Below are 20,912 nucleotides of genomic sequence, written 5' to 3'. Positions count from 1 at the left end.
TTCGTCCGAAACGTGAGGCGGACTCGCGACCCTACCCGAGCCCGCGCGGTCGGATCAGCCGGCGACAGCCGAGCGGCGTACGACGACCGGAACGGAGGCGAGGCGTCTGATCGCCCAGCCGAACAGGATGGACAGGATGCCGATCCCGATCGCGAACGCTGCGACCCCGAACGACACGACCGAGGTGAACAGCGAGGCGCGCAGGAAGGAGGCGTTCATCATGACGGCGCGCACCGGGTCGTCCTGGTCGAGCTCGGCGTAGGTCTTGCCGCCCGAGATGCCGAGCGCGTGGTGCTGGATGATGTCCGCCTGCACGAAGGCGGTGAACGGGCCCGCGACCGTCTGGCCCTGGAAGGCCATGGCGTCGTCGGGGACGATGATGTTCTCGGCGCGCAGCTGGCTCGACACCATCACCCACACCACGACGCCGACGACGATCAGAGCGATGCCGCCGAGGATCCCGATGACGCCGATGGCCTTGACGAGGCCCACCTTCTTCTGCGGCGGCTCGACCGCGTCGGCGGTGACGACAGCTTCTTCAGACATGGGGGCGTTCCTCTCTGGGCATGTCGGATGGTGTGTTCACCGTAGCGTCCGGCTCAGAGCCCCCGCCAGGCACCCACGCCGGGGAAAACCCCTGCCGGAAGTGGGGATTCAGCGCGCCGTCGCAGCGACCCAGCGGTCGAGGGTGGCTGCCGCGGAGCCCGAGTCGATCGCCGCGGCGGCGCGGTCCTTGGCCGCCGACAGGCGCTCCACGATGGGCAGCTGCACCTGGGCGGCGTCCCGGAACAGCTCGTAGGACACGATCCCGGCCGCGGCGTTGAGAAGCACGATGTCGCGGACGGGTCCGGGATCCCCCGCGAGCACGCGGCGCACGACCTCCGCATTGTGCGCGGCGTCGCCCCCCAGCAGATCGGAGATGTCCGCCAGCGGGATGCCGATGTCACGCGGGTCGAGGTCGTGCTCGTGGATGTCGCCGCGCGAGATCTCCCAGACCCGGCTGTGGCCGGTGGTGGTGAGCTCATCCAGGCCGTCGTCGCCGCGGAAGACCAGGGCGGTCGCGCCACGGGTCTGGAAGACCCCGGTGATGAGCGGGACGCGGTCGAGCTGGGCGACCCCGACCGCGTTCGCCTCGGCACGGGCGGGGTTGCACAGCGGCCCGAGGAAGTTGAAGACGGTGGGCACGCCGAGCTCGGCCCGCGTCGGACCCGCATGACGGAAGCCCGGGTGGAACGCGGAGGCGAAGGCGAACGTGATCCCGACCTCGGCGAGCACCTCGGCGACGCGTTCAGGGCTCAGCGAGAGGTCGATGCCGAGCGCGGCGAGCACATCGGAGGACCCGGACGCGGAGCTCGCGGCCTTGTTCCCGTGCTTGACGACGGGGATACCGCTGGCCGCGGCCACGATCGCCGACATCGTCGACACGTTGACGGTGCCGAAGCGGTCGCCGCCCGTGCCGACGATGTCGAGCACGTCGGCGGGCACCGGAAGCGGGAGCGCCGCTTCGAGGATGGCGTCGCGGAAGCCGACGATCTCATCGACCGTCTCGCCCTTGGCCCGCAGCCCGATCAGGAAGCCGGCGAGCTGCGACGGCGTCGCCTCGCCGCGCATCACCCGGCGCATCGCCCACGTCGATTCCGACACGCTCAGGTCCTGTCGAGCCAGCACGCTGGTGAGGATCTCGGGCCACGAGTAGAGCTCCGCCATGAGCACCGATCCTATCGGCACTCTCCCGGCGCCTTCACGGCGCGCGCCTATCCGGCTCTCACCCCCTCCGAAAGTGGAAGGAGGAGCGCGAGAAATGCCGGGCGCACCTTCAGTGATGCGGAAACCACCCGCCGAATCAGCCATAATGAGACCGTGACAACCACTCCAGCGACCTATTCCCAAGCCTTGCGCTCCGTCAAGCGGCCGGATCCGGTCGCTGTCGGCACCATCGTGTGGCTGGGCAGCGAGGTCATGTTCTTCGCCGGTCTGTTCGCGATCTACTTCACCCTCCGCAACGCCTCGCCGGAGCTGTGGGCCGATCGCACCGAGCTGCTGAACATCCCGTTCGCCGCCGTCAACACCCTGATCCTGGTGCTCTCGTCCTTCACGGCCCAGGCCGGCGTGTTCGCCGCCGAGCGCTTCCAGCCGTACCGCCGGGGCTCGATCTGGCAGTTCCGCCAGTGGGGCATGGTGGAGTGGTTCTTCCTCACGTTCATCATGGGAGCCGTCTTCGTCTCCGGCCAGGTGTGGGAGTACGCCACCCTCGTCGCCGAAGGCCTTCCGATCAGCGCCGACTCCTACGCCTCCGCGTTCTACATCACCACCGGCTTCCACGCCCTGCACGTGACGGGCGGGCTCATCGCCTTCCTCCTCGTGATCGGCCGGGCCTACGCGGTGAAGAACTTCGGACGCAAGGAGATGACCTCCTCGATCGTCGTGTCCTACTACTGGCACTTCGTGGACGTCGTCTGGATCGTCCTGTTCATCGTCATCTACTTCGTCAAGTAAGAGAGCGGACCGAGAACCTCCATGGCATCGAAGACACCGCGCCGCCAGACCGGACGCCGCAGCAAGTGGGCCGCCGCCGCCCTCATCGGCATCGGACTGCTCGTCAGCGGCGGCATCTACGCCGGCGCCTCCGCCGCGATGGCCGCGACCGAACCCACCTCCGCGGCGACGTCCACGCTCACGGTCGAAGACGGCAAGAAGCTGTTCCAGGCCAACTGCGCGACCTGCCACGGCCTCAACATGGAGGGCACCGCCGACGGTCCCTCGCTCTACGGCGTCGGAGAGCTCGCCGTCGAGTTCCAGATGTCGACCGGCCGCATGCCGCTGCAGATGCAGGGCCCGCAGGCGCCGCAGAAGCCGGTGCAGTTCACCGAGGACCAGATCCGTGCCGTCGCCGCCTGGGTGCAGTCCACCTCCCCCGGCCCGACGTACCCGTCCGACGAGACGCTCGACGGCGGCGGCGACGTCGCCAACGGAGCCGAGCTCTTCCGCATCAACTGCGCGATGTGCCACAACGTGGCGGCCGCCGGCGGCGCGCTCACCGAGGGCAAGTACGCGCCGGCCCTGACGAGCACCAGCCCGCTCCACATCTACGCGGCGATGGTCACCGGCCCGCAGAACATGCCCGTCTTCAACGACATGACCCTCACCACCGACGAGAAGCGCGACATCATCTCGGCGCTGATGTGGATGCAGCAGAACGAGTCGGCCGGCGGGTTCTCCCTCGGCTCGCTCGGACCGGTCTCGGAGGGCCTGTTCATCTGGATCTTCGGCATCGGCGCACTCATCGCGCTGACCGTGTGGATCACGGCCAAGTCGAACTGATCGAAAACCTCACTGACGGAACGTACGAGGAGCACCATGGCACACGAGGAAGACGCGCTCGAGCACGAGAGGGCTTCATGGAAGCCTTCCCCCGGGCTCGCGGTCGCGGTTCCCGACCCCGTGCAGAACCCCGGCTTGCCGCCGCACCGGGCACGCACGACCGACAAGGACCCCGCCGCCATGAAGCGCGCGGTCCGCACGGTGTACACGCTCTTCTACCTCTCCCTCGCGGGCAGCATCTGGGCGATCGCCGCCTACATGCTCTTCCCGATCGAGAGCGGTCGGATCATCGACATCCGCCACAACAACCTGTTCATCGGGCTGGGCATCGCGCTCGCGCTCTTCGCCATCGGCGTCGGGGCCATCCACTGGTCCAAGGCGATCATGTCCGACAAGGAGTTCATCGAGCCGCGTCACGCGACCCGCGGACGCGACACGACGCGTGACGCTGCGGTGCAGGCGTTCCGCGAGGCGAACGAGGAGTCCGGCTTCGGACGTCGGACCGTCATCCGCAACTCGCTGATCGCCGCGCTCGTGGCCTCCGTCGCGCCGGGGATCGTGCTGTTCCGCGGCCTCGCCCCGGAGAGCTCCGAAGAGCACCCCATCGCCGGCGACCCGGTCGCGCTGCTGAGCCACACCATGTGGAAGAAGGGCATGCGCCTCGCGCACGACCCCAGTGGCGAGCCGATCCGCGCTGCCGACCTGACGCTCGGCTCGGCCGTGCACGTGATCCCGCAGCCGCTGGCCGAGCTGAGCCACCACGAGGGCTACCTCGAGGAGAAGGCCAAGGCGATCGTGCTGCTCATGCGCCTGCTGCCCGAGCAGCTCCCCGCCGAGCACAACAACCTCGAGTGGGCCTACGACGGCATCGTCGCGTACTCGAAGGTCTGCACGCACGTCGGCTGCCCTGTCGCGCTGTACGAGCAGCAGACCCACCACCTCCTGTGCCCGTGCCACCAGTCGCAGTTCGACGTGTCGCGGTCGGCCGCGGTCATCTTCGGCCCGGCCGCCCGGCCGCTGCCGCAGCTGCCGATCACCGTCGACGACGAGGGCTACCTCATCGCGCAGGACGATTTCCACGAACCCGTCGGCCCGAGCTTCTGGGAGCGCCATTGAGCACCGCGACTGTCCACCAGACGGACTCCGAGAAGACGCAGCCCGAGAAGCCCCTGGGCGGCCGCTTCGTCGCCGGTGCCGCGAACTACATCGATGAGCGCACGAGCATCTCCGGCTTCGTCAAGGAGCTCGGACGCAAGATCTTCCCCGACCACTGGTCGTTCATGCTCGGCGAGATCGCGCTGTGGAGCTTCGTCGTCGTCCTGCTGTCGGGGACGTTCCTGACGTTCTTCTTCCAGGCCTCCATGGTCGAGACGCACTACGAGGGCGCGTACCTCCCCATGGTCGGCGTGGAGATGTCGGCGGCGCTCGACTCGACGCTGCGGATCTCGTTCGACATCCGCGGCGGTCTCCTCGTCCGCCAGATCCATCACTGGGCCGCCCTGGTCTTCGTGGCCGGCATCGGCGTGCACATGCTGCGCGTGTTCTTCACCGGCGCCTTCCGCAAGCCGCGTGAGCTCAACTGGGTGATCGGCTTCGTGCTCTTCATCCTCGCGATGGGCGAGGGCTTCACCGGCTACTCGCTCCCCGACGACCTGCTGTCGGGCAACGGCCTGCGGATCATCGACGGCATGATCAAGGGCATCCCGCTGATCGGCACGTGGACCTCGTTCCTCCTGTTCGGCGGCGAGTTCCCGGGAACCGACATCGTCGGTCGTCTCTACGTGCTGCACATCCTGCTGCTGCCGGCGATCCTCGTCGCCCTGCTCGCCGTGCACCTCATGCTGATGATCGTCAACAAGCACACGCAGTTCGCCGGCCCCGGCCGTACGAACAGCAACGTCGTGGGCTACCCGATGATGCCCGTCTACATGTCCAAGATGGGCGGGTTCTTCTTCATCACCTTCGGCGTGATCGTGCTGATCGCCTCGCTGTTCACGATCAACCCGATCTGGAACTACGGGCCGTACGACCCCTCCCCCGTGTCGGCCGGCACGCAGCCCGACTGGTACATCGGCTTCGCCGACGGCGCGCTGCGCCTGGTCCCGCCGCATCTGGAGTTCGTGCTGTTCGACCGCACGTGGTCGTTCAACATCCTCATCCCGCTCGCCGGCCTGGGTGTCTTCATCGTGCTGGTGATGCTCTACCCCTTCATCGAGGCGTGGATCACGGGCGACAAGCGCGAGCACCACATCGCACAGCGTCCGCGTCACGCACCGACCCGGACCGCCATCGGCGTCGCCGGCGTGATCTTCTACGCCGTGCTGTGGGCAGCCGCCTCGTCGGACATCATCGCGACGCACTTCCATCTCACGATGGAAGGCGTGATCCACACGCTGCAGGCGCTGCTGATCCTGGGACCGATCTTCGGCTACTTCATCAGCAAGCGGATCGCGCTGGCCCTGCAGAAGAAGGATCGGGAGATCGCTCTGCACGGCTACGAGTCGGGTCGCATCGTCCGCCTTCCGGGTGGCGAGTACATCGAGGTGCACCAGCCGGTGGACCAGTACGAGCTCGTCAAGCTCGTCGACTTCGAGACGAACGCGCCCCTCGTCGTCCGCCCGGACGACCGAGGCCGGATCGCGTGGCACCAGAACCTCCGCTCCGCCATCTCGCGGTGGTTCTTCGAGGACCGTCTGGTGCCGCTCACGCAGGCCGACATCGACGACGCGCGCGCCCACCAGCACCACACGCTCGAGCACATCGCCGCCGAGGAGACTGCAGAGCTCCAGGGTGCCCACGAGCGCGCCGGCGTGCCCGACGCGCCGCTGCACCCGATCGACGACGGGCACAACGGGGAGACGGCCAACCGGCCCTCCAACGTGATCATCCCCGACGACGACGACAAGAAGAAGCCCAAGAAGCCGAAGGACGACTGAGTCCCACGCGGCAGAAAAGCGGCGAGGCGTGACCGTCGAGGTCACCCTCGCCGCTTCTGCGTTCCCGTAGCGTCGAGTCATGACGGATGCCATCGCCTACTTCAGCGCCAAGCTCGAGCACGAGACCGACCCCTCGGATGTCTACGCCGCCCAGCGGGCGGGCGACCGATTCACCCTCGTCGATGTCCGGAGCATCGAGGCGTGGAACCAGGGTCACGTGGCCGGGGCCGTGCACATGCCGTATCGCGACATCGCCGCGCGCGCGCCGCAGGAGCTCGACCCCTCCCTTCCCGTGGTCGTGTACTGCTGGAGCCCGGGATGCAACGCCGGCGCCAAGGGCGCCCTCGAGTTCGCGCACATCGGCTACCGAGTGCGGGAGATGATCGGCGGCTACGAGTACTGGGTGCGGGAGGGACTGCCGACGGAGAACGCCGCGGGTCCCGTCCCGCGCACGTTCGACCCGCTCGTGATGTACGTGCGCCCCTGACCCCGTCGACGCGGTGGCGGCCCTGATCAGCCGGCGAGGCCGCTGAGGTCGCCGGCGAACCGGTCGGCCGCGGCACCGGCCCACGACGGCTCCTCCACGCCCGGAGCGCCGCGTTCCACGTCGCACACCACGGCGGTGACGTTGTCGCGCGACCCCGCCTCCAGGGCCGCCGAGACGATGAGCTGCGCCGCCGCATCGACCTCGACGTCCATCCCGACGAGGTCGGCGATCACATCGTCGGGCAGATAGTCGCTCACGCCGTCGCTGCACAGCAGCCAGCGGTCGCCCTCCACGGGGAGCCTGTCCACGACGCGCACGTGATCGGTGTCGTCACCGCGGAGCGAAGCCGTGATGATGTTGCGGCGAGGATGGCTCATGGCGTCCGCGGCGCTGACGATGCCCTGGTCGACGAGCACCTGGACGTAGGAGTCGTCGCGCGTCTGGCGGATGAGGTGCCCGTCGCGCAGAAGGTAGGCCCGGGAGTCGCCGGTGTGCGCGAGCAGCAGACCGCCGTGGCGGTCGAGCCACAGGCATGTGAAGGTCGTCGCCATCCCGGCCAGTGTCGGATCGCGCCGTACGTGGGCGCCCAGGTCCCAGTTCGCTCCTCGGATGCGGACCTCGAGCTCGTCGGCGTCGCCGACGTCGCTGCCGCCCGCGACGAGACGATGCACGAGCGCCGCCGACGCGAGGTCTCCCGCCGGGCCTCCCCCGACACCGTCAGCGACCGCCGCCCCCCAGGACGCGGCGAACGCTGCATCCTGGTTGGCATCGCGATGCGGGCCGACGTCCGAGAAGACGGCGGCGCGAAGCCGGAACGTCATCCGGTCAGCGCGCGAAGTAACCGCGGTAGTACTCGTAGACCCAGCCGACGATGGCGACGAGGAACACCGCGACACCGATGGGCAGCAGGAAGGTGCCCACCGCGAGACCGACGATCGCCAGAGCCGCGGAGAAGGCCAGCACCAGCGGCCACCAGGACCAGGGGCTGAACTCGCCGAGCTCGGGGTCACCGTCGTCGATGTCGGCCGTCAGGATGTCCTCCGGCAGCTCACCACGCTGGGCGCGGTGCACGCGGTGCACGTAGAAGGCGATCATCGCGGCCATGAACACCGTGAACAGGAGGGCGGTCGTGCCCACCCACTCGATGGCGTTGTACCACGGCAGGCTGGAGTGCTCGATGATGTTCCACCACGTGTACATGACCGTGCACAGGAGGAAGAAGCCGGCGAGGATCCACCAGAGGTTGACGTTGGTCTTCACTTACTTCACCTCTCCCTCGGCGAGGTCGACGACGGGCGCATCGGGAGCATCCTTCGCCGGCCCCACGCCGACCGGGATTCCGGCCTCGGGGTGGTTCAGATCGAACGCCGGGCGCTCGCTGCGGATCCTCGGGATCGAGGTGAAGTTGTGCCGCGGCGGCGGGCAGCTGGTCGCCCACTCGAGCGACGCCCCGTAGCCCCACGGGTCGTTGACCGTGACCTTCGGCGCGGTGCGCGAGGTCAGCCAGACGTTCAGGAAGAACGGGATCATCGAGGCGCCGAGGATCATCGCACCGACGGTGGAGACCTGGTTGCCCAGCGTCCAGCCGTCGGCAGCCGAGTAGTCGGCGTAGCGGCGGACCATGCCGTCGACGCCCAGCCAGTGCTGAATGAGGAACGTCATGTGGAAGCCGATGAACAGCATCCAGAAGTGCACCATGCCGAGGCGCTCGTTGAGCATGCGCCCCGTCCACTTCGGCCACCAGAAGTAGAAGCCGGCGAACATCGCGAACACCACGGTGCCGAAGACGACGTAGTGGAAGTGCGCCACGACGAAGTAGGAGTCCGAGGTGTGGAACGTCAGCGGGGGCGATGCGAGGATCACGCCGGTGAGGCCACCGAAGACGAAGGACACCAGGAAGCCGAGCGAGAACACCATCGGCGTCTCGAAGGTCACGGAGCCTCGCCAGAGCGTGCCGATCCAGTTGAAGATCTTCACGCCCGTCGGCACCGCGATCAGCATCGTCATCAGAGCGAAGAACGGCAGCAGCACGGCACCGGTGACGTACATGTGGTGCGCCCACACCGAGACCGACAGGGCGGCGATCGCGATCGTCGCGTAGACGAGGGTCTTGTAGCCGAAGATCGGCTTGCGGCTGAACACCGGGAAGATCTCGGAGACGATGCCGAAGAACGGCAGCGCGATGATGTACACCTCGGGGTGCCCGAAGAACCAGAACAGGTGCTGCCAGAGGAGCACGCCGCCGTTGGCCGGGTCGTAGATGTGGGCGCCGAGCACGCGGTCCGCCGCGGCTGCGAGGATCGCCGCCGCCAGGACCGGGAAGGCCATCAGCACGAGGATGCTCGTGACGAGCGTGTTCCACGAGAAGATCGGCAGACGCCACATGGTCATGCCGGGCGCGCGCATCGTGATGATCGTCGTGATGAAGTTGACCGCGCCGAGGATGGTGCCGAAGCCGCTCATGCCCAGGCCGAGCATCCAGAGGTTTCCTCCCGCACCGGGCGAGAAGCTGGCGTTGGCCAGCGGCTGATAGGCGAACCAGCCGAAGGCGGCCGCTCCCTGGGGCGTGAGGAAGCCGGCGATCGCGATGAGCGAGCCGAAGATGAACAGCCACAGGGCGAACGCGTTCAGGCGCGGGAAGGCGACGTCGGGAGCGCCCAGCTGCAGCGGCAGGATGGCGTTGGCGAAGCCCGCGAACAGCGGCGTCGCGAACATCAGCAGCATGATCGTGCCGTGCATCGTGAACAGCTGGTTGTACTGATCCTTCGTCGGGATCACCTGCATGCCCGGCTCGAAGAGCTCGGCGCGGATGATGAGGGCCATCACGCCGCCGAGGAGGAAGAAGAGCACCGACGCGATCAGATACATGTACCCGATGGTCTTGTGGTCGGTCGACGTGATCCACTTGACGATCACGTTGCCCTTCTGCTCGACGCGCGAAGCGCTCAGCAACGCGGCCTGGCGAGGCGGAAGGGTGGAGGGACGGCTGTGCGTCTCGCCCTGGAGCGGAAGCGTCGTCGCCATCAGTGGTCTCCCTCGGAGTCGGTCGGGGCGCCCGTGCCCGGCAGGTTCTGCAGGCGGTCGTAGGCGTCGTTGATGTCACCGGTGTGACCGGCATCGCGCAGCGACGCGAGGTAGGCGTCGTACTCGGCCTGCTCGACCACCTTGACCTTGAACAGCATCATCGAGTGGTACTGGCCGCAGAGCTCGGCGCACTTGCCGTCGTACTCGCCCACGCGCGTGGGGGTGAAGGACCAGTAGTTGTCCTTGCCGATGTACATGTCCTTCTTGTACAGGAAGTCGATGATCCAGAACGAGTGGATCACGTCGCGCGAGACGAGCTTGATCTTCACCTCCTGGTCGACCGGGAGGTAGAGCGTCGGAAGCTCGCTGGTGATGTTGCCCTGCGCGTCGGTCTGAGCCTGGACGCCCATCGACCACACCGCGGCGTCGGCCTGCTCGCAGTCGCTCTCGGTGTACTGGAAGTCCCAGGCCCACTGCTTGCCGATGGCCGTGACGCAGACGTCCGGGTCCTCGTACTGGGTCTCGAGGATCGCCTGGTCGCGGGCGGTGAACGCGAAGAATCCGATGACCAGGATGAGCGGCACGATCGTGTAGAAGATCTCGATCGGCATGTTGTAGCGCATCTGCACCGGCAGGCCGCTCTGGCCCTTGCGCCGGCGGTACGCGACGGCGGCGAAGCCCATCAGCGCCCAGGTGACCACGCCGACCACGAGGAGGACGATCCACGAGTTGACCCAGAGGCCGGAGACCATCTCGGTGCGGTTGGTGGCCTGCGTGCCGTCTTCGGTGAAGCCCGGAAGGTAGCCGTTCAGCTCAGTCGGCGTGCAAGCCGCAAGGGTGATCGCGGTGGCGATCCCGAGCGGGATGACGGCCCAGCGGAGGCGACGTTTGACGCGCACGGTGCACCTTTCGGGGTCATGAAGGTCGAACACCAGCAAGTCTAGGGCAACCTCCTACCCGATTCAGGCCATCCGTCCAGGATGTCCCGACTCTCGGAGGGGGCCCGAGCCCCGCGGGGAGCGCGCCTCAGTGGAAGCTGTCGCCGCAGGCGCAGCTGCCGGCCGCGTTGGGGTTGTCGATGGTGAACCCCTGCTCCGAGATGGTGTCCTTGAAGTCGATCTTCGCGCCGTCGAGGTACGGCACGGACATGTCGTCGACGATGACCTCGACGCCGTCGAACTCCACGGCCTTGTCGCCGTCGAGGAAGCGCTCGTCGAAGTACAGCTGGTAGATCAGACCCGAGCATCCGCCGGGCTGCACGGCCACGCGCAGGCGCAGGTCGTCGCGGTTCTCCTGGCTCAGGAGACTCTTCACCTTTGCGGCGGCGGCATCGGTCAGCGCCACTCCGTGAGCGGGCGTGACGGCGGCGGGCGACGTGGCGATGTCGGTCATGACTCTCCCAGGATCTCGGGCCGTCAGTGCCCTTCAGGGGCCGGGACGGCGGATGCCACGATTCTACGCCCTCTGGGCGGGAGAGGCCCCGAGTCGCCGCCGCGTCGGGCGGTTCAGAGCGCGGTGGCGTCGAGGCTCTCCAGCAGCAGGGCCTCCGAGACGAGGGCGTGGCGGAAGGTGTCGAGATGCAGCGACTCGTTCGGGCTGTGAGCGCGCGCGTGCGGGTCCTCCACTCCGGTGACGAGGATCTGCGCCCCCGGGAACTCGCGGACCAGGTCGGCGATGAACGGGATCGATCCCCCCACGCCGATGTCCACGGCGTCCACGCCGTACCCCTCGGCCAGTGCGGCCTTCGCCCGCTCCACGGCCCAGCCGTCGGTGTCGACCAGGAACGCATCGCCCGAGTCCACGTCGCGGAACGACAGCTGGGCGCCGAAAGGGGCGTGCGCCCGCAGGTGCGCCTCGATGGCGGCGAAGGCGTCGGCCGCCCGCTGTCCGGGCGCCACGCGAGCGCTGATGACGACGGACAGCTCCGGCGTGAGCGTGTTGGAGGCGTTCTTGACGGACGGGAAGTCGATCCCCGTCACCGTGATGGACGGCTTGTTCCAGATCCGACTGAGGATGGTGCCCCGACCGACCGGGCTCACGCCCTCGGGAAGGCCCGCCTCGCTGCGGAGCGTCTCCTCGGAGTAGTCCGGGGTCTCCGCCGCGCGCTCGAGGAGTCCGGGGACGGCCACCGCGCCGTCTTCGTCCCACAGGGTCGAGAGGAGCTTCACGGTGGCGAGCATGGCGTCGGGCACCGCTCCCCCGAACATGCCGGAGTGGGAGGCGTGCTCGAGCGTCTTCACCCCGAGCGTGAAGCGGGTGTTGCCGCGGAGCGAGACCGTCAGCGCCGGGGTGACCGCGTCCCAGTTGCCGGAGTCGGCCACCACGATGACGTCGGCGCGGAGCGCATCGGCGTTGTCGCTGAGGAACTGGGCGAACGAGGCCGACCCGGCCTCCTCCTCCCCCTCGATGAACAGATTCACACCGAGGTCGAAGTCCGTGCCGAGCGCGGCGATGAGCGCACGGAGCGCCCCCACGTGCGCCATGACGCCGGCCTTGTCGTCCGCGGCCCCGCGTCCGTACACCCGGCCGTCGCGGACGGTGGGCTCGAACGGCGGCGACTCCCAGAGCGACTCGTCGCCCACGGGCTGCACGTCGTGATGCGCGTAGAGGAGGATCGTCGGGCGTCCGTTGCGGGCGGCGCGCGTCGCGAGGACCGCCGGCATCCCCTCCTGGCCCGTCTCCGGGACCACCGCCGTTTTCACCTCGACCCGGTCGAAGATCCCGAGTCCGTCCAGCAGCCCCTTGACCGCCGCCGCGCTGCGCTCCACCTCGCCACGGTCGAATCCGGGAAAGGCGACCGAGGGGATGCGCACGAGTGCGCCGAGGTCGGCGAGGGCGGCGGGGACGGCATCGGACGCGGCGGCACGCACGGCGTCACGCCGGGACAGTTCGGAGGTCATGCGGGTAATCTTATGGGGCACCTTCTCCGCTGATCCGAGGTTCCTCCCGTGGCCAAGACTCCCGCCGCCCCCGCTCCCGACACCGAGCCGGACGCCCCCGTCGGCGCCGGCAAGAACAGGCCGACGCCCACGCGCGCCGAGCAGGAGGCCGCACGGAAGCGTCCCCTGGTGGCCGACACGAAGGAGGCGCGCGCACGGGCGAAGTCCGACCTGGCGGCCCAGCGCGACAAGGCCCGCATCGGCATGGCCAACGGCGAGGAGAAGTATCTCCCGGCTCGCGACAAGGGTCCCCAGCGCCGCTTCGCCCGCGACTTCGTCGATGCCGGCTGGCACATCGGCGAGCTGATGATGCCGCTGATGGTGGTCGTCATCCTGCTGAGCCTGTGGCCCAACGCGGCCGTGGTCTACTACGGCTTCGTCGCCCTCTGGGTGTTCATCATGTTCGTCGTGGGCGACATGATCATCACGAGCATCCGCGTCAAGCGCGCCGCCGCCGCCAAGTGGGGAGACCGGCGCGAGAAGGGCCTCGGCTGGTACTCGGCGATGCGCACGATCCAGATGCGGTTCATGCGCCTGCCGAAGCCTCAGGTCAAGCGCGGTCAGCACCCGGCCTGACCCGCCGACGGGCAGACGCCGTCAGCCGGCGACGAGTCCGCGGTTGATCTGCCGCGCCCAGAGGGGTCCGCGGTAGATGAACCCGGTGTAGCCCTGCACCAGATCGGCGCCGGCCTCCAGCCGCTCGCGGACGTCGGCCGCCGTCTCGACGCCGCCGGCCGCGATCACGCAGAACTCGGGCGGAACCGCAGCGCGGACGATCCGCAGGACCTCCAGCGCGCGAACGCGCAGAGGCGGTCCGGAGAGCCCGCCGGCACCCGCGGCAGCGACCTTCGCGGCATCGGTCGCCAGTCCGTCGCGCGAGATCGTCGTGTTCGTCGCCACCAGGCCGGCCAGACCCGCGTCGACGGCCAGCCGTGCGATGGCGCCCACCTCGTCGTCGGGGAGGTCGGGGGCGATCTTGACCAGCAGCGGCGTCGCCCCCGCGGCCTCCCGCACGGCGACCAGCAGCGGGCGCAGGGTCTCGACCGCCTGCAGCCCCCGCAGCCCCGGGGTGTTGGGCGACGAGACGTTCACGACGAGGTAATCGGCGACCGGTGCGACCAGGCGCGTGCTCGTCACGTAGTCCGCGGTGGCGTCCTCGACGTCGACGACCCGGCTCTTGCCGATGTTGGCACCGATCACCGGCCGGCTCGCGCGGCGACGCAGCCGCGTCAGCCGCTCGGCGGCGGCGGCGGCACCCGCGTTGTTGAAGCCCATCCGGTTCACCAGCGCACGGTCCGGGATCAGCCGGAAAAGGCGGGGCCGAGGGTTTCCCTCCTGGGCGATCGCGGTGACGGTGCCGACCTCGACGTGACCGAATCCGAGCGCGTGGAGACCGCTCACCGCGACGGCGTTCTTGTCGAACCCCGCCGCCACCCCGAACGGCGAGTCGAAGACGAGGCCGAGCGCCTCGGTGCGCAGGCGCGGATCGGCACGCGTGAGCGCGCGCACGACCCACGACACGGGAGGCACGCCGAAGAGCCGGATGACCGGCATGACGAGGTGGTGGGCGACCTCGGGGTCCATGCGCGCGAAGAAGGTGCGGAAGATGAACGGATACATCGCCACTCAGCCTAGGGCGCCCGACCCGCGCGCGCTGTCCGGCGCGGACCGGAAGTAAGCGGGGTCAGTCCTGCGCCGGCGCGGCGGCGTGGTCGGCGCGCAGCTGCGAGATGGACGCCTCGAAGTCCTCGAGCGAGTCGAAGGCCTGGTAGACGCTCGCGAACCTCAGGTAGGCCACCTCGTCCAGATTGCGCAGCGGCCCCAGGATCGCCAGGCCGATCTCGTTGGTGTCGATCTGCGACGATCCCGTCTGCCGCACGGCCTCCTCGACCGCCTGTGCCAGCACCGCCAGGTCGGAGTCGGTGACGGGCCGGCCCTGACAGGCCTTGCGCACACCGGACATCACCTTCTCCCGGCTGAACGGCTCGATCACACCCGATCGCTTGATGACGTTGAGGCTCGCGGTCTCGATCGTCGAGAACCGGCCGCCGCATTCCGGGCACTGCCGGCGCCGGCGGATGCTGAGTCCGTCGTCGCTCGTACGGGAGTCGATGACGCGGGAGTCGGCGTGGCGGCAGAACGGGCAGTGCATGGTGCCTCCAGCCTACGCCGGGGACGGGTCTGCGAAGCGCGCCGTGACCGCCTCGCCGTGAGCAGGAAGCGCCTCGGCCTCGGCCAGCGCGACGATCCCCTCGCGGACGGCCTCCAGCGCGCCGCGGTCGTAGGCGATGACCTGCTGCGGACGGAGGAACGTCGACGCGGAGAGTCCCGACGCGTACCGCGCCTGGCCACCGGTCGGAAGCACGTGGTTGCTGCCGGCCAGGTAGTCGCCGAGACTGACCGGCGAGTGGTCTCCGACGAAGACGGCACCGGCGTTGACGAAGTCGTCGACGCGCGGCTCGGCCAGATGCAGCTCGAGATGCTCGGGAGCGTAGGCGTTGCTGAACCGCGTCGCCGCCTCGACATCGTCGACGAGCACGATCGCCGACTGCGGGCCGGTGAGCGCCTGGGCGACGCGAGCACGGTGACGTGTGAGGGCGCTGCGGCGATCCACCTCCGCGGCCACGGCATCGGCCAGCTCCGCCGACGGCGTGACCAGCAGTGCCGCGGCCTGCTCGTCGTGCTCCGCCTGGCTGATGAGGTCGGCTGCCACGAGCCCCGCATCGGCGGTGTCGTCCGCGACGATGAGGATCTCGGTCGCGCCGGCTTCCGAGTCGGTGCCGACCATCCCGGCGACGACGCGCTTGGCCAGGGCCACGAAGTTGTTGCCCGGGCCGGAGATGACGTCGACGGGCGCGAGGTCCAGGGACGGGATGCCGTGGGCGTAGGCGCCGATCGCGCCCGCTCCCCCCATCGCGTACACCTCGTTCACGTCCAGGAGCCGGGCGGCGGCGAGGATGACCGGGTGGATCCGGCCGCCGTGGTCCTGCTGCGGCGGCGAGGCCAGGGCGACCTCTGCCACGCCGGCGACCTGCGCCGGGACGACGTTCATCACGACGCTGGAGGGGTACACGGCCTTGCCGCCGGGCACGTAGACACCGACGCGCTGGACGGGGCGCCAGCGCTGCTCCACCCGCGCGCCCGGACCGAGCTCGGTCACGACCGCTGCCGGCACCTGCGCGGCCGAGGCGCGCCGCACGCGGCTGATGGCCTCGTCGAGTGCGGCACGGACATCGGGATCGAGCGAGGCGAGCGCCTCGTCGAGGTGATGCTGCGGCACGCGGATGGCGTGGCCGTCCACCCCGTCGAAGCGCGAGGCCTGCTCGCGGAGGGCGTCCTCGCCCCGAGCGGCGACGTCGGCGACGATCCGTGCCGCCGTCGCCAACGCCTCGTCTCGAGCCGCACCGGCCCGAGGGACGGCGGCCAGGAGCTCTGTCGGCGTGAGAGCGCGACCCCGCAGGTCGATCGTTCGCAGCATGCCTCCAGCGTACCGGCGCGTGGGCGCCGCCCGGAGCCGCCGGTCCCCGGCAGCCTCGCCGCCGGCACCGGCTTCACGCCGGTCCGCTCAGCCGCGCGTGACTCCCGAGATGTCGGTGAGGTACCCGACCCGTCCGTCCTCGTGGCGCACCACGAAGCGGTCGCCTCGGTCCTCGATCACGAGCGCCCAGGCCGTCGGCCCGACGGTGAACAGCGGCAGACCGTTCTCATCGACGACGTCGCGCTCCACCGGCGACAGGGCCCAGAACGCCTGGGTGGCCGTCACCGGCGCCTGCTCGGTGGGGTCCTCCTCGGCGGCGAAGGGGAACGCGGCGGTCTCGTCCAGTCCGGGCTCGTCGCGGGCGGGCTCCGAGTCCGCTGCCACGGGTGCGGCCTCGGCGGCGGGCACCGGGGCGAACGTCTCGGCGGAGCGGTCGGCAGCCGCGCGGGGCGCGGCGGGACGGGCCACGACCGGGCGCACCGGACGCGCGTTGCGGTGCGCGGCGGTCTGCGGACGGCCGGCGAAGTCCTCGTCGAACGGCTGGATGAACGGCGCCAGCACGGTGAGGAACACACCCGCGACCATCAGGAAGAACTCGACCCAGACGACCCAGCTGTTCAGCCACAGGCCCGTCTGGATGCCTCGGGAGATGTTGGTCCACAGCACGCCCAGCCACACGACAGCCGACACGGAGAAGGCCACCGAGGCGAACTGATCGACGGCCAGCGAGCCGACACGGCGGATGCCGTCGGGCGAGAACCGGCGCAGGACGACCAGGAAGACGGCGACGGTCGGGACTCCGATCGTCAGGACCCAGTCGATGCCCGTGCTCCAGACCGACCCCGAGGGCAGCAGGACGGACGACACCGGCGCCTCCACCCAGACGGAGAAGAACGACACCAGGAAGGCGATCAGCCACACCCCGAGAAGGGACACCTCGCGGATCGTGAAGGGCCCGACTCCGTACTGCGCGGCGCGCTCCTCACCGGTCGGCGATTCCTCGCCGGAGACCTCGGAGGCGGGAGCGTCGACGTCGGCGGCCGCGGGGTCGGTTGCTGAGCCTGCTGAACGTGCTGACGCAGGGGGGAAGTTCTCGTCGCTCACGACATGGTCCTTTCGGCTTCGCAGATCGATCCTCCGATCCTACCCACCCCGCACCGGGGTCACCCGAGGCACTGCGGTCCGAGCAGCCCCTTCAGCTCGCCGTAGAGGTCGACGGTGATCGCCACCGGGTGCGGCACCTCGAAGACCTTGGCGGAGCCGCCCTTGTGGAGCTTGAGGGTCACCTCGGTCGCGCCGGGGTGGCGCCCGAGCACCTCTGCCAGCTGCGAGACCGTCGACTCGGTCGCACGATGCTCGGGCATCACGAGCACGAGCGGTCCGGACGCGTCGACCGCGCCGAGATCGGGGGTGAACGCGGACTGTCCGTGCAGGTTCAGTCCGTCGTCGCGGCGGGAGACCCGACCCCGCACCACGAGGATCGCGTCGGGCTGGAGCATCGACTGGAACTCGGTGTACGTCTTCCCCATGAACATGACGGTGACCTCGCCGTCGAAGTCCTCGACGGTGATCATCCCGTAGGGATTGCCACTCTGCTTGGCGACGCGGTGCTGCACGCTCGTGACGAGGCCGGCCACCGTGACCTGGTCGCCGTCCTGCACGTCCTCTGAGGCGAGGAGATCGTGGATCGACGTGGAGGCGTGCTTCGCCAGCGGCATCTCGAGCCCCGCGAGCGGGTGGTCCGAGACGTAGAGCCCGAGCATCTCGCGCTCGAAGGCCAGCTTGTCCTTCTTGGTCCACTCGGGTCGCTCCGGCACCTTCTGGACCTGCTGGGGCTCGTCGTCGCCCCAGAGGCTGTCGAAGTCGAACCCGACCTCCCCGTTGGCCTCGCGGCGCTTGTCGAGGACCGCCTGCTCGGTCGCGTCCTCGTGGATCTCCATGAGCGCACGCCGCGTCGAGCCGAGCGAGTCGAAGGCGCCCGCCTTGATGAGCGACTCCACCGTGCGCTTGTTCGCGACGTGGGCCGGCACCTTGGCGAGGAAGTCGTGGAAGCTCGTGTACGGCTCGGTGCGCGCTGCCACGATGCCGTCGACCACGTTCGCGCCGACGTTGCGCACCGCGCCGAGTCCGAAGCGGATGTCCTCGCCGACGGCCGCGAAGTAGCGGATCGACTCGCCGACGTCGGGTGGGAGCACGCGGATGCCCATACGGCGGCACTCGTTGAGATACACCGCCATCTTGTCCTTCGAGTCGCCGACGCTGGTGAGCAGCGCGGCCATGTACTCGGCCGGGTAGTGGGCCTTGAGGTAGGCGGTCCAGTACGAGACGAGTCCGTACGCGGCGGAGTGCGCTTTGTTGAAGGCGTAGTCGGAGAACGGCAGCAGGATCTCCCACAGCTTCTGCACCGCACCATCGGAGTATCCGTTGGCGTGCATGCCGGCCTGGAAGCCCTCGAACTGCTTGTCGAGCTCGGACTTCTTCTTCTTGCCCATCGCACGACGCAGGATGTCGGCCTGGCCGAGGCTGAAGCCGGCGACGCGCTGGGCGATCGCCATCACCTGCTCCTGGTAGATGATCAGGCCGTAGCTGGTGTCGAGGATGTCGGCGAGGGACTCCTCGAACTCGGCGTGGATCGGTGTGATCTCCTGCAGCCCGTTCTTGCGCAGCGCGTAGTTGGTGTGCGAGTTCGCGCCCATCGGGCCCGGGCGGTAGAGCGCGATCACCGCGGAGATGTCCTCGAAGTTGTCGGGCTTCATGAGGCGCAGCAGCGAACGCATCGGTCCGCCGTCGAGCTGGAAGACGCCGAGGGTGTCACCGCGTGAGAGCAGCTCGTACGAGGCCTTGTCATCGAGGGTGAGGTCCTCGAGCACGAGCTCCTCGCCGCGGTTCGCCCGGATGTTGTCGAGGGCGTCGTCGATGATCGTCAGGTTGCGAAGCCCCAGGAAGTCCATCTTGATGAGCCCGAGCGCCTCGCATGACGGATAGTCGAACTGCGTGACGATCTGGCCGTCCTGCTCGCGCTTCATGATCGGGATGATGTCGATCAGCGGCTCGCTGGACATGATCACGCCCGCGGCGTGGACACCCCACTGGCGCTTGAGGTTCTCGAGCCCGACCGCCGTGTCGAAGACCGTCTTGGCCTCGGGGTCGGTCTCGATGACGGCGCGGAACTCGCCGGCCTCCTTGTAGCGGGGGTGCTGCGCGTCGAACATGCCGCCGAGCGGCATGTCCTTGCCCATCACGGCGGGAGGCATCGCCTTGGTGAGCTTCTCCCCCATGCTGAACGGGAAGCCGAGCACGCGGCCGGCGTCCTTCAGCGCCTGCTTCGCCTTGATGGTGCCGTACGTGACGATCTGGGCCACGCGCTCGTCGCCGTACTTCTCCGTCACGTACTGGATGACCTCGCCGCGGCGACGGTCGTCGAAGTCGACGTCGAAGTCGGGCATCGAGACGCGGTCGGGGTTGAGGAAGCGCTCGAAGATCAGGCCGTGCTGCAGCGGGTCGAGGTCGGTGATGCGCATCGCGTACGCCGCCATCGAGCCGGCACCGGAGCCGCGCCCCGGCCCCACGCGGATGCCGTGGTCCTTGGCCCAGTTGATGAAGTCGGCGACGACGAGGAAGTAGCCCGGGAACCCCATCTGGACGATGACGCCGGTCTCGTATTCGGCCTGCCGCCGGACGTCGTCGGGGATCCCTCCCGGATAGCGGTACTCGAGACCCTTCTCGACCTCCTTGACGAACCAGCTCTCCTCGGTCTCGCCCTCCGGCACCGGGTAGCGCGGCATGTAGTTCGCCGACGTGTTGAACTCCACTTCGCAGCGTTCGGCGATGAGCAGCGTCGAGTCGCACGCCTCGGGGTGGTCGCGGAAGACCTGTCTCATCTCGGCGGGCGACTTGACGTAGTAGCCGTCGCCGTCGAACTTGAAGCGCTTGGGGTCGTCGAGGGTCGACCCCGACTGCACGCACAGCAGGGCGGCATGACTCGTGGCGTCGTGCTGGTGCGTGTAGTGGAGGTCGTTGGTGCCGACCAGCGGGATCGAGAGGTCCTTCGCGATCTTGAGCAGGTCGCCCATCACGCGGCGCTCGATGGAGAGCCCGTGGTCCATGATCTCGGCGAAGTAGTTGTCCTTGCCGAAGATGTCCTGGAACTCCGCGGCGGCCGCCCGCGCGGCGTCGTACTGCCCCAGTCGCAGACGCGTCTGCACCTCGCCGGAGGGGCATCCGGTGGTCGCGATCAGCCCCTTGGAGTAGGTCTGGAGAAGCTCGCGGTCCATGCGCGGCTTGAAGTAGTACCCCTCGATCGACGCCTTCGAGCTCAGCCGGAAGAGGTTGTGCATGCCCTCGGTGGTCTCGGACAGCAGCGTCATGTGCGTGTACGCGCCCGAACCGGACACGTCGTCGTCGTTCTGGTCGGGACTCCCCCAGCGCACCCGCGACTTGTCGCTGCGATGGGTGCCGGGAGTGACATAGGCCTCGATGCCGATGATCGGCTTGATCCCGGCGTCCTCCGCGGCGCGATAGAACTCGAACGCGGCGAAGGTGTTCCCGTGGTCGGTGACGGCGATGGCGGGCATGCCCAGACGCACCGCCTCCTGCACCATCGGCCCGATCCGCGCGGCGCCGTCGAGCATCGAGTATTCGCTGTGCACGTGCAGATGAACGAAGGAGTCGGATGCCACGGATCGAGTCTACGAAGGCCGCCGACATCGGCGGCGCCGGACCGCGGC

At 68.9% G+C, this 20,912-nt stretch carries 19 protein-coding genes; 6 read left to right on the top strand and 13 right to left on the bottom strand.

What is annotated here, in order from left to right; translation table 11 throughout:
* Positions 1-54 precede the first annotated feature (54 nt).
* Both QQZ13_RS12380 and trpD read right to left on the bottom strand, forming a co-directional pair.
* Entirely contained in the window at positions 55-546 is a 492-nt protein-coding gene (locus QQZ13_RS12380) for an aromatic ring-opening dioxygenase LigA (protein ID WP_284529528.1), read from the bottom strand.
* Positions 547-654: 108 nt separating this feature from the next.
* Positions 655-1,707 carry an anthranilate phosphoribosyltransferase gene (gene trpD / locus QQZ13_RS12375; RefSeq protein ID WP_284529526.1) on the bottom strand — a complete coding sequence of 351 codons (1,053 nt, stop codon included), beginning with the start codon at positions 1,705-1,707 and terminating at the stop codon, positions 655-657.
* A 153-nt stretch (positions 1,708-1,860) separates the two neighbouring features.
* Here trpD and QQZ13_RS12370 point away from each other — a divergent pair, with 153 nt between their 5' ends.
* The 5 genes from QQZ13_RS12370 to QQZ13_RS12350 all read left to right on the top strand — a co-directional run bounded on the left by QQZ13_RS12370 (position 1,861) and on the right by QQZ13_RS12350 (position 6,744).
* Complete coding sequence (locus QQZ13_RS12370; protein ID WP_284529524.1) at positions 1,861-2,496, top strand: heme-copper oxidase subunit III; 636 nt, start codon at positions 1,861-1,863, stop codon at positions 2,494-2,496.
* A 21-nt stretch (positions 2,497-2,517) separates the two neighbouring features.
* The gene (locus tag QQZ13_RS12365; protein ID WP_284529523.1) at positions 2,518-3,321 is read left to right on the top strand and encodes a cytochrome c; all 804 of its coding nucleotides are present in this window, start codon (positions 2,518-2,520) and stop codon (positions 3,319-3,321) included.
* A 36-nt stretch (positions 3,322-3,357) separates the two neighbouring features.
* Positions 3,358-4,437, top strand: coding sequence for a ubiquinol-cytochrome c reductase iron-sulfur subunit (locus QQZ13_RS12360; protein ID WP_284529522.1), 1,080 nt, complete (start codon positions 3,358-3,360; stop codon positions 4,435-4,437).
* The gene (locus QQZ13_RS12355) at positions 4,434-6,257 is read left to right on the top strand and encodes a ubiquinol-cytochrome c reductase cytochrome b subunit (protein WP_284529521.1); all 1,824 of its coding nucleotides are present in this window, start codon (positions 4,434-4,436) and stop codon (positions 6,255-6,257) included. Before QQZ13_RS12360 ends, QQZ13_RS12355 begins: the two co-directional genes overlap by 4 nt.
* Before the next feature lie 79 nt (positions 6,258-6,336).
* On the top strand, positions 6,337-6,744 hold the full coding sequence (locus QQZ13_RS12350; RefSeq protein WP_284529519.1) for a rhodanese-like domain-containing protein: 408 nt from the start codon (positions 6,337-6,339) through the stop codon (positions 6,742-6,744).
* Between the two features lie 26 nt (positions 6,745-6,770).
* On the opposite strand, the gene QQZ13_RS12345 is transcribed toward QQZ13_RS12350, so the two are convergent.
* From QQZ13_RS12345 to QQZ13_RS12320, 6 genes are all read right to left on the bottom strand, one after another.
* Positions 6,771-7,565 carry a PP2C family serine/threonine-protein phosphatase gene (locus tag QQZ13_RS12345; RefSeq protein WP_284529517.1) on the bottom strand — a complete coding sequence of 265 codons (795 nt, stop codon included), beginning with the start codon at positions 7,563-7,565 and terminating at the stop codon, positions 6,771-6,773.
* Between the two features lie 4 nt (positions 7,566-7,569).
* On the bottom strand, positions 7,570-8,004 hold the full coding sequence (locus tag QQZ13_RS12340) for a cytochrome c oxidase subunit 4 (RefSeq protein ID WP_284529516.1): 435 nt from the start codon (positions 8,002-8,004) through the stop codon (positions 7,570-7,572).
* On the bottom strand, positions 8,005-9,768 hold the full coding sequence (gene ctaD, locus QQZ13_RS12335; RefSeq protein WP_284529515.1) for a cytochrome c oxidase subunit I: 1,764 nt from the start codon (positions 9,766-9,768) through the stop codon (positions 8,005-8,007). It abuts the gene before it with no gap.
* On the bottom strand, positions 9,768-10,667 hold the full coding sequence (gene coxB / locus QQZ13_RS12330; RefSeq protein WP_284529514.1) for a cytochrome c oxidase subunit II: 900 nt from the start codon (positions 10,665-10,667) through the stop codon (positions 9,768-9,770). The genes ctaD and coxB overlap by 1 nt, the downstream gene beginning before the upstream one ends.
* A 127-nt stretch (positions 10,668-10,794) precedes the next feature.
* Positions 10,795-11,160 carry an iron-sulfur cluster insertion protein ErpA gene (erpA, locus tag QQZ13_RS12325; RefSeq protein WP_284529513.1) on the bottom strand — a complete coding sequence of 122 codons (366 nt, stop codon included), beginning with the start codon at positions 11,158-11,160 and terminating at the stop codon, positions 10,795-10,797.
* Between the two features lie 113 nt (positions 11,161-11,273).
* Positions 11,274-12,668, bottom strand: a complete 1,395-nt coding sequence (locus tag QQZ13_RS12320; RefSeq protein ID WP_284529512.1) for a dipeptidase — start codon at positions 12,666-12,668, stop codon at positions 11,274-11,276.
* 48 nt (positions 12,669-12,716) lie between these two features.
* On the opposite strand from QQZ13_RS12320, the gene QQZ13_RS12315 reads away from it, so the two are divergent.
* A complete protein-coding gene (locus QQZ13_RS12315) occupies positions 12,717-13,283 on the top strand; it encodes a DUF3043 domain-containing protein (protein WP_284529511.1) in 567 nt (188 codons plus the stop codon).
* 21 nt (positions 13,284-13,304) lie between these two features.
* On the opposite strand, the gene QQZ13_RS12310 is transcribed toward QQZ13_RS12315, so the two are convergent.
* The 5 genes from QQZ13_RS12310 to dnaE form a co-directional block, all read right to left on the bottom strand.
* The gene (locus tag QQZ13_RS12310; RefSeq protein ID WP_284529510.1) at positions 13,305-14,327 is read right to left on the bottom strand and encodes a quinone-dependent dihydroorotate dehydrogenase; all 1,023 of its coding nucleotides are present in this window, start codon (positions 14,325-14,327) and stop codon (positions 13,305-13,307) included.
* Positions 14,328-14,391: 64 nt separating this feature from the next.
* A complete protein-coding gene (gene nrdR, locus QQZ13_RS12305) occupies positions 14,392-14,859 on the bottom strand; it encodes a transcriptional regulator NrdR (protein ID WP_284529509.1) in 468 nt (155 codons plus the stop codon).
* Between the two features lie 12 nt (positions 14,860-14,871).
* The gene (gene hisD, locus QQZ13_RS12300) at positions 14,872-16,185 is read right to left on the bottom strand and encodes a histidinol dehydrogenase (protein ID WP_284529508.1); all 1,314 of its coding nucleotides are present in this window, start codon (positions 16,183-16,185) and stop codon (positions 14,872-14,874) included.
* A gap of 87 nt (positions 16,186-16,272) precedes the next feature.
* Entirely contained in the window at positions 16,273-17,289 is a 1,017-nt protein-coding gene (locus QQZ13_RS12295) for a hypothetical protein (protein WP_284529506.1), read from the bottom strand.
* Between the two features lie 59 nt (positions 17,290-17,348).
* Complete coding sequence (gene dnaE / locus QQZ13_RS12290) at positions 17,349-20,864, bottom strand: DNA polymerase III subunit alpha (RefSeq protein ID WP_284529505.1); 3,516 nt, start codon at positions 20,862-20,864, stop codon at positions 17,349-17,351.
* Between the last annotated feature and the right edge of the window lie 48 nt (positions 20,865-20,912).

The organism is Microbacterium sp. T2.11-28 (assembly GCF_950097975.1).
Classification (GTDB): domain Bacteria; phylum Actinomycetota; class Actinomycetes; order Actinomycetales; family Microbacteriaceae; genus Microbacterium.
The sequence above is the reverse complement of the archived record's forward strand: the minus strand, read 5'-3'. Positions and strand labels throughout refer to the sequence as shown.

Excerpts from the sequence above, each read along its gene's own strand:
- QQZ13_RS12380 (WP_284529528.1), bottom strand. The coding sequence starts at position 546 with ATGTCTGAAGAAGCTGTCGTCACCGCCGACGCGGTCGAGCCGCCGCAG.
- trpD (WP_284529526.1), bottom strand. The coding sequence starts at position 1,707 with ATGGCGGAGCTCTACTCGTGGCCCGAGATCCTCACCAGCGTGCTGGCT.
- QQZ13_RS12365 (WP_284529523.1), top strand. The coding sequence starts at position 2,518 with ATGGCATCGAAGACACCGCGCCGCCAGACCGGACGCCGCAGCAAGTGG.
- QQZ13_RS12360 (WP_284529522.1), top strand. The coding sequence starts at position 3,358 with ATGGCACACGAGGAAGACGCGCTCGAGCACGAGAGGGCTTCATGGAAG.
- QQZ13_RS12350 (WP_284529519.1), top strand. The coding sequence starts at position 6,337 with ATGACGGATGCCATCGCCTACTTCAGCGCCAAGCTCGAGCACGAGACC.
- QQZ13_RS12345 (WP_284529517.1), bottom strand. The coding sequence starts at position 7,565 with ATGACGTTCCGGCTTCGCGCCGCCGTCTTCTCGGACGTCGGCCCGCAT.
- ctaD (WP_284529515.1), bottom strand. The coding sequence starts at position 9,768 with ATGGCGACGACGCTTCCGCTCCAGGGCGAGACGCACAGCCGTCCCTCC.
- erpA (WP_284529513.1), bottom strand. The coding sequence starts at position 11,160 with ATGACCGACATCGCCACGTCGCCCGCCGCCGTCACGCCCGCTCACGGA.
- QQZ13_RS12320 (WP_284529512.1), bottom strand. The coding sequence starts at position 12,668 with ATGACCTCCGAACTGTCCCGGCGTGACGCCGTGCGTGCCGCCGCGTCC.
- QQZ13_RS12310 (WP_284529510.1), bottom strand. The coding sequence starts at position 14,327 with ATGTATCCGTTCATCTTCCGCACCTTCTTCGCGCGCATGGACCCCGAG.
- nrdR (WP_284529509.1), bottom strand. The coding sequence starts at position 14,859 with ATGCACTGCCCGTTCTGCCGCCACGCCGACTCCCGCGTCATCGACTCC.
- hisD (WP_284529508.1), bottom strand. The coding sequence starts at position 16,185 with ATGCTGCGAACGATCGACCTGCGGGGTCGCGCTCTCACGCCGACAGAG.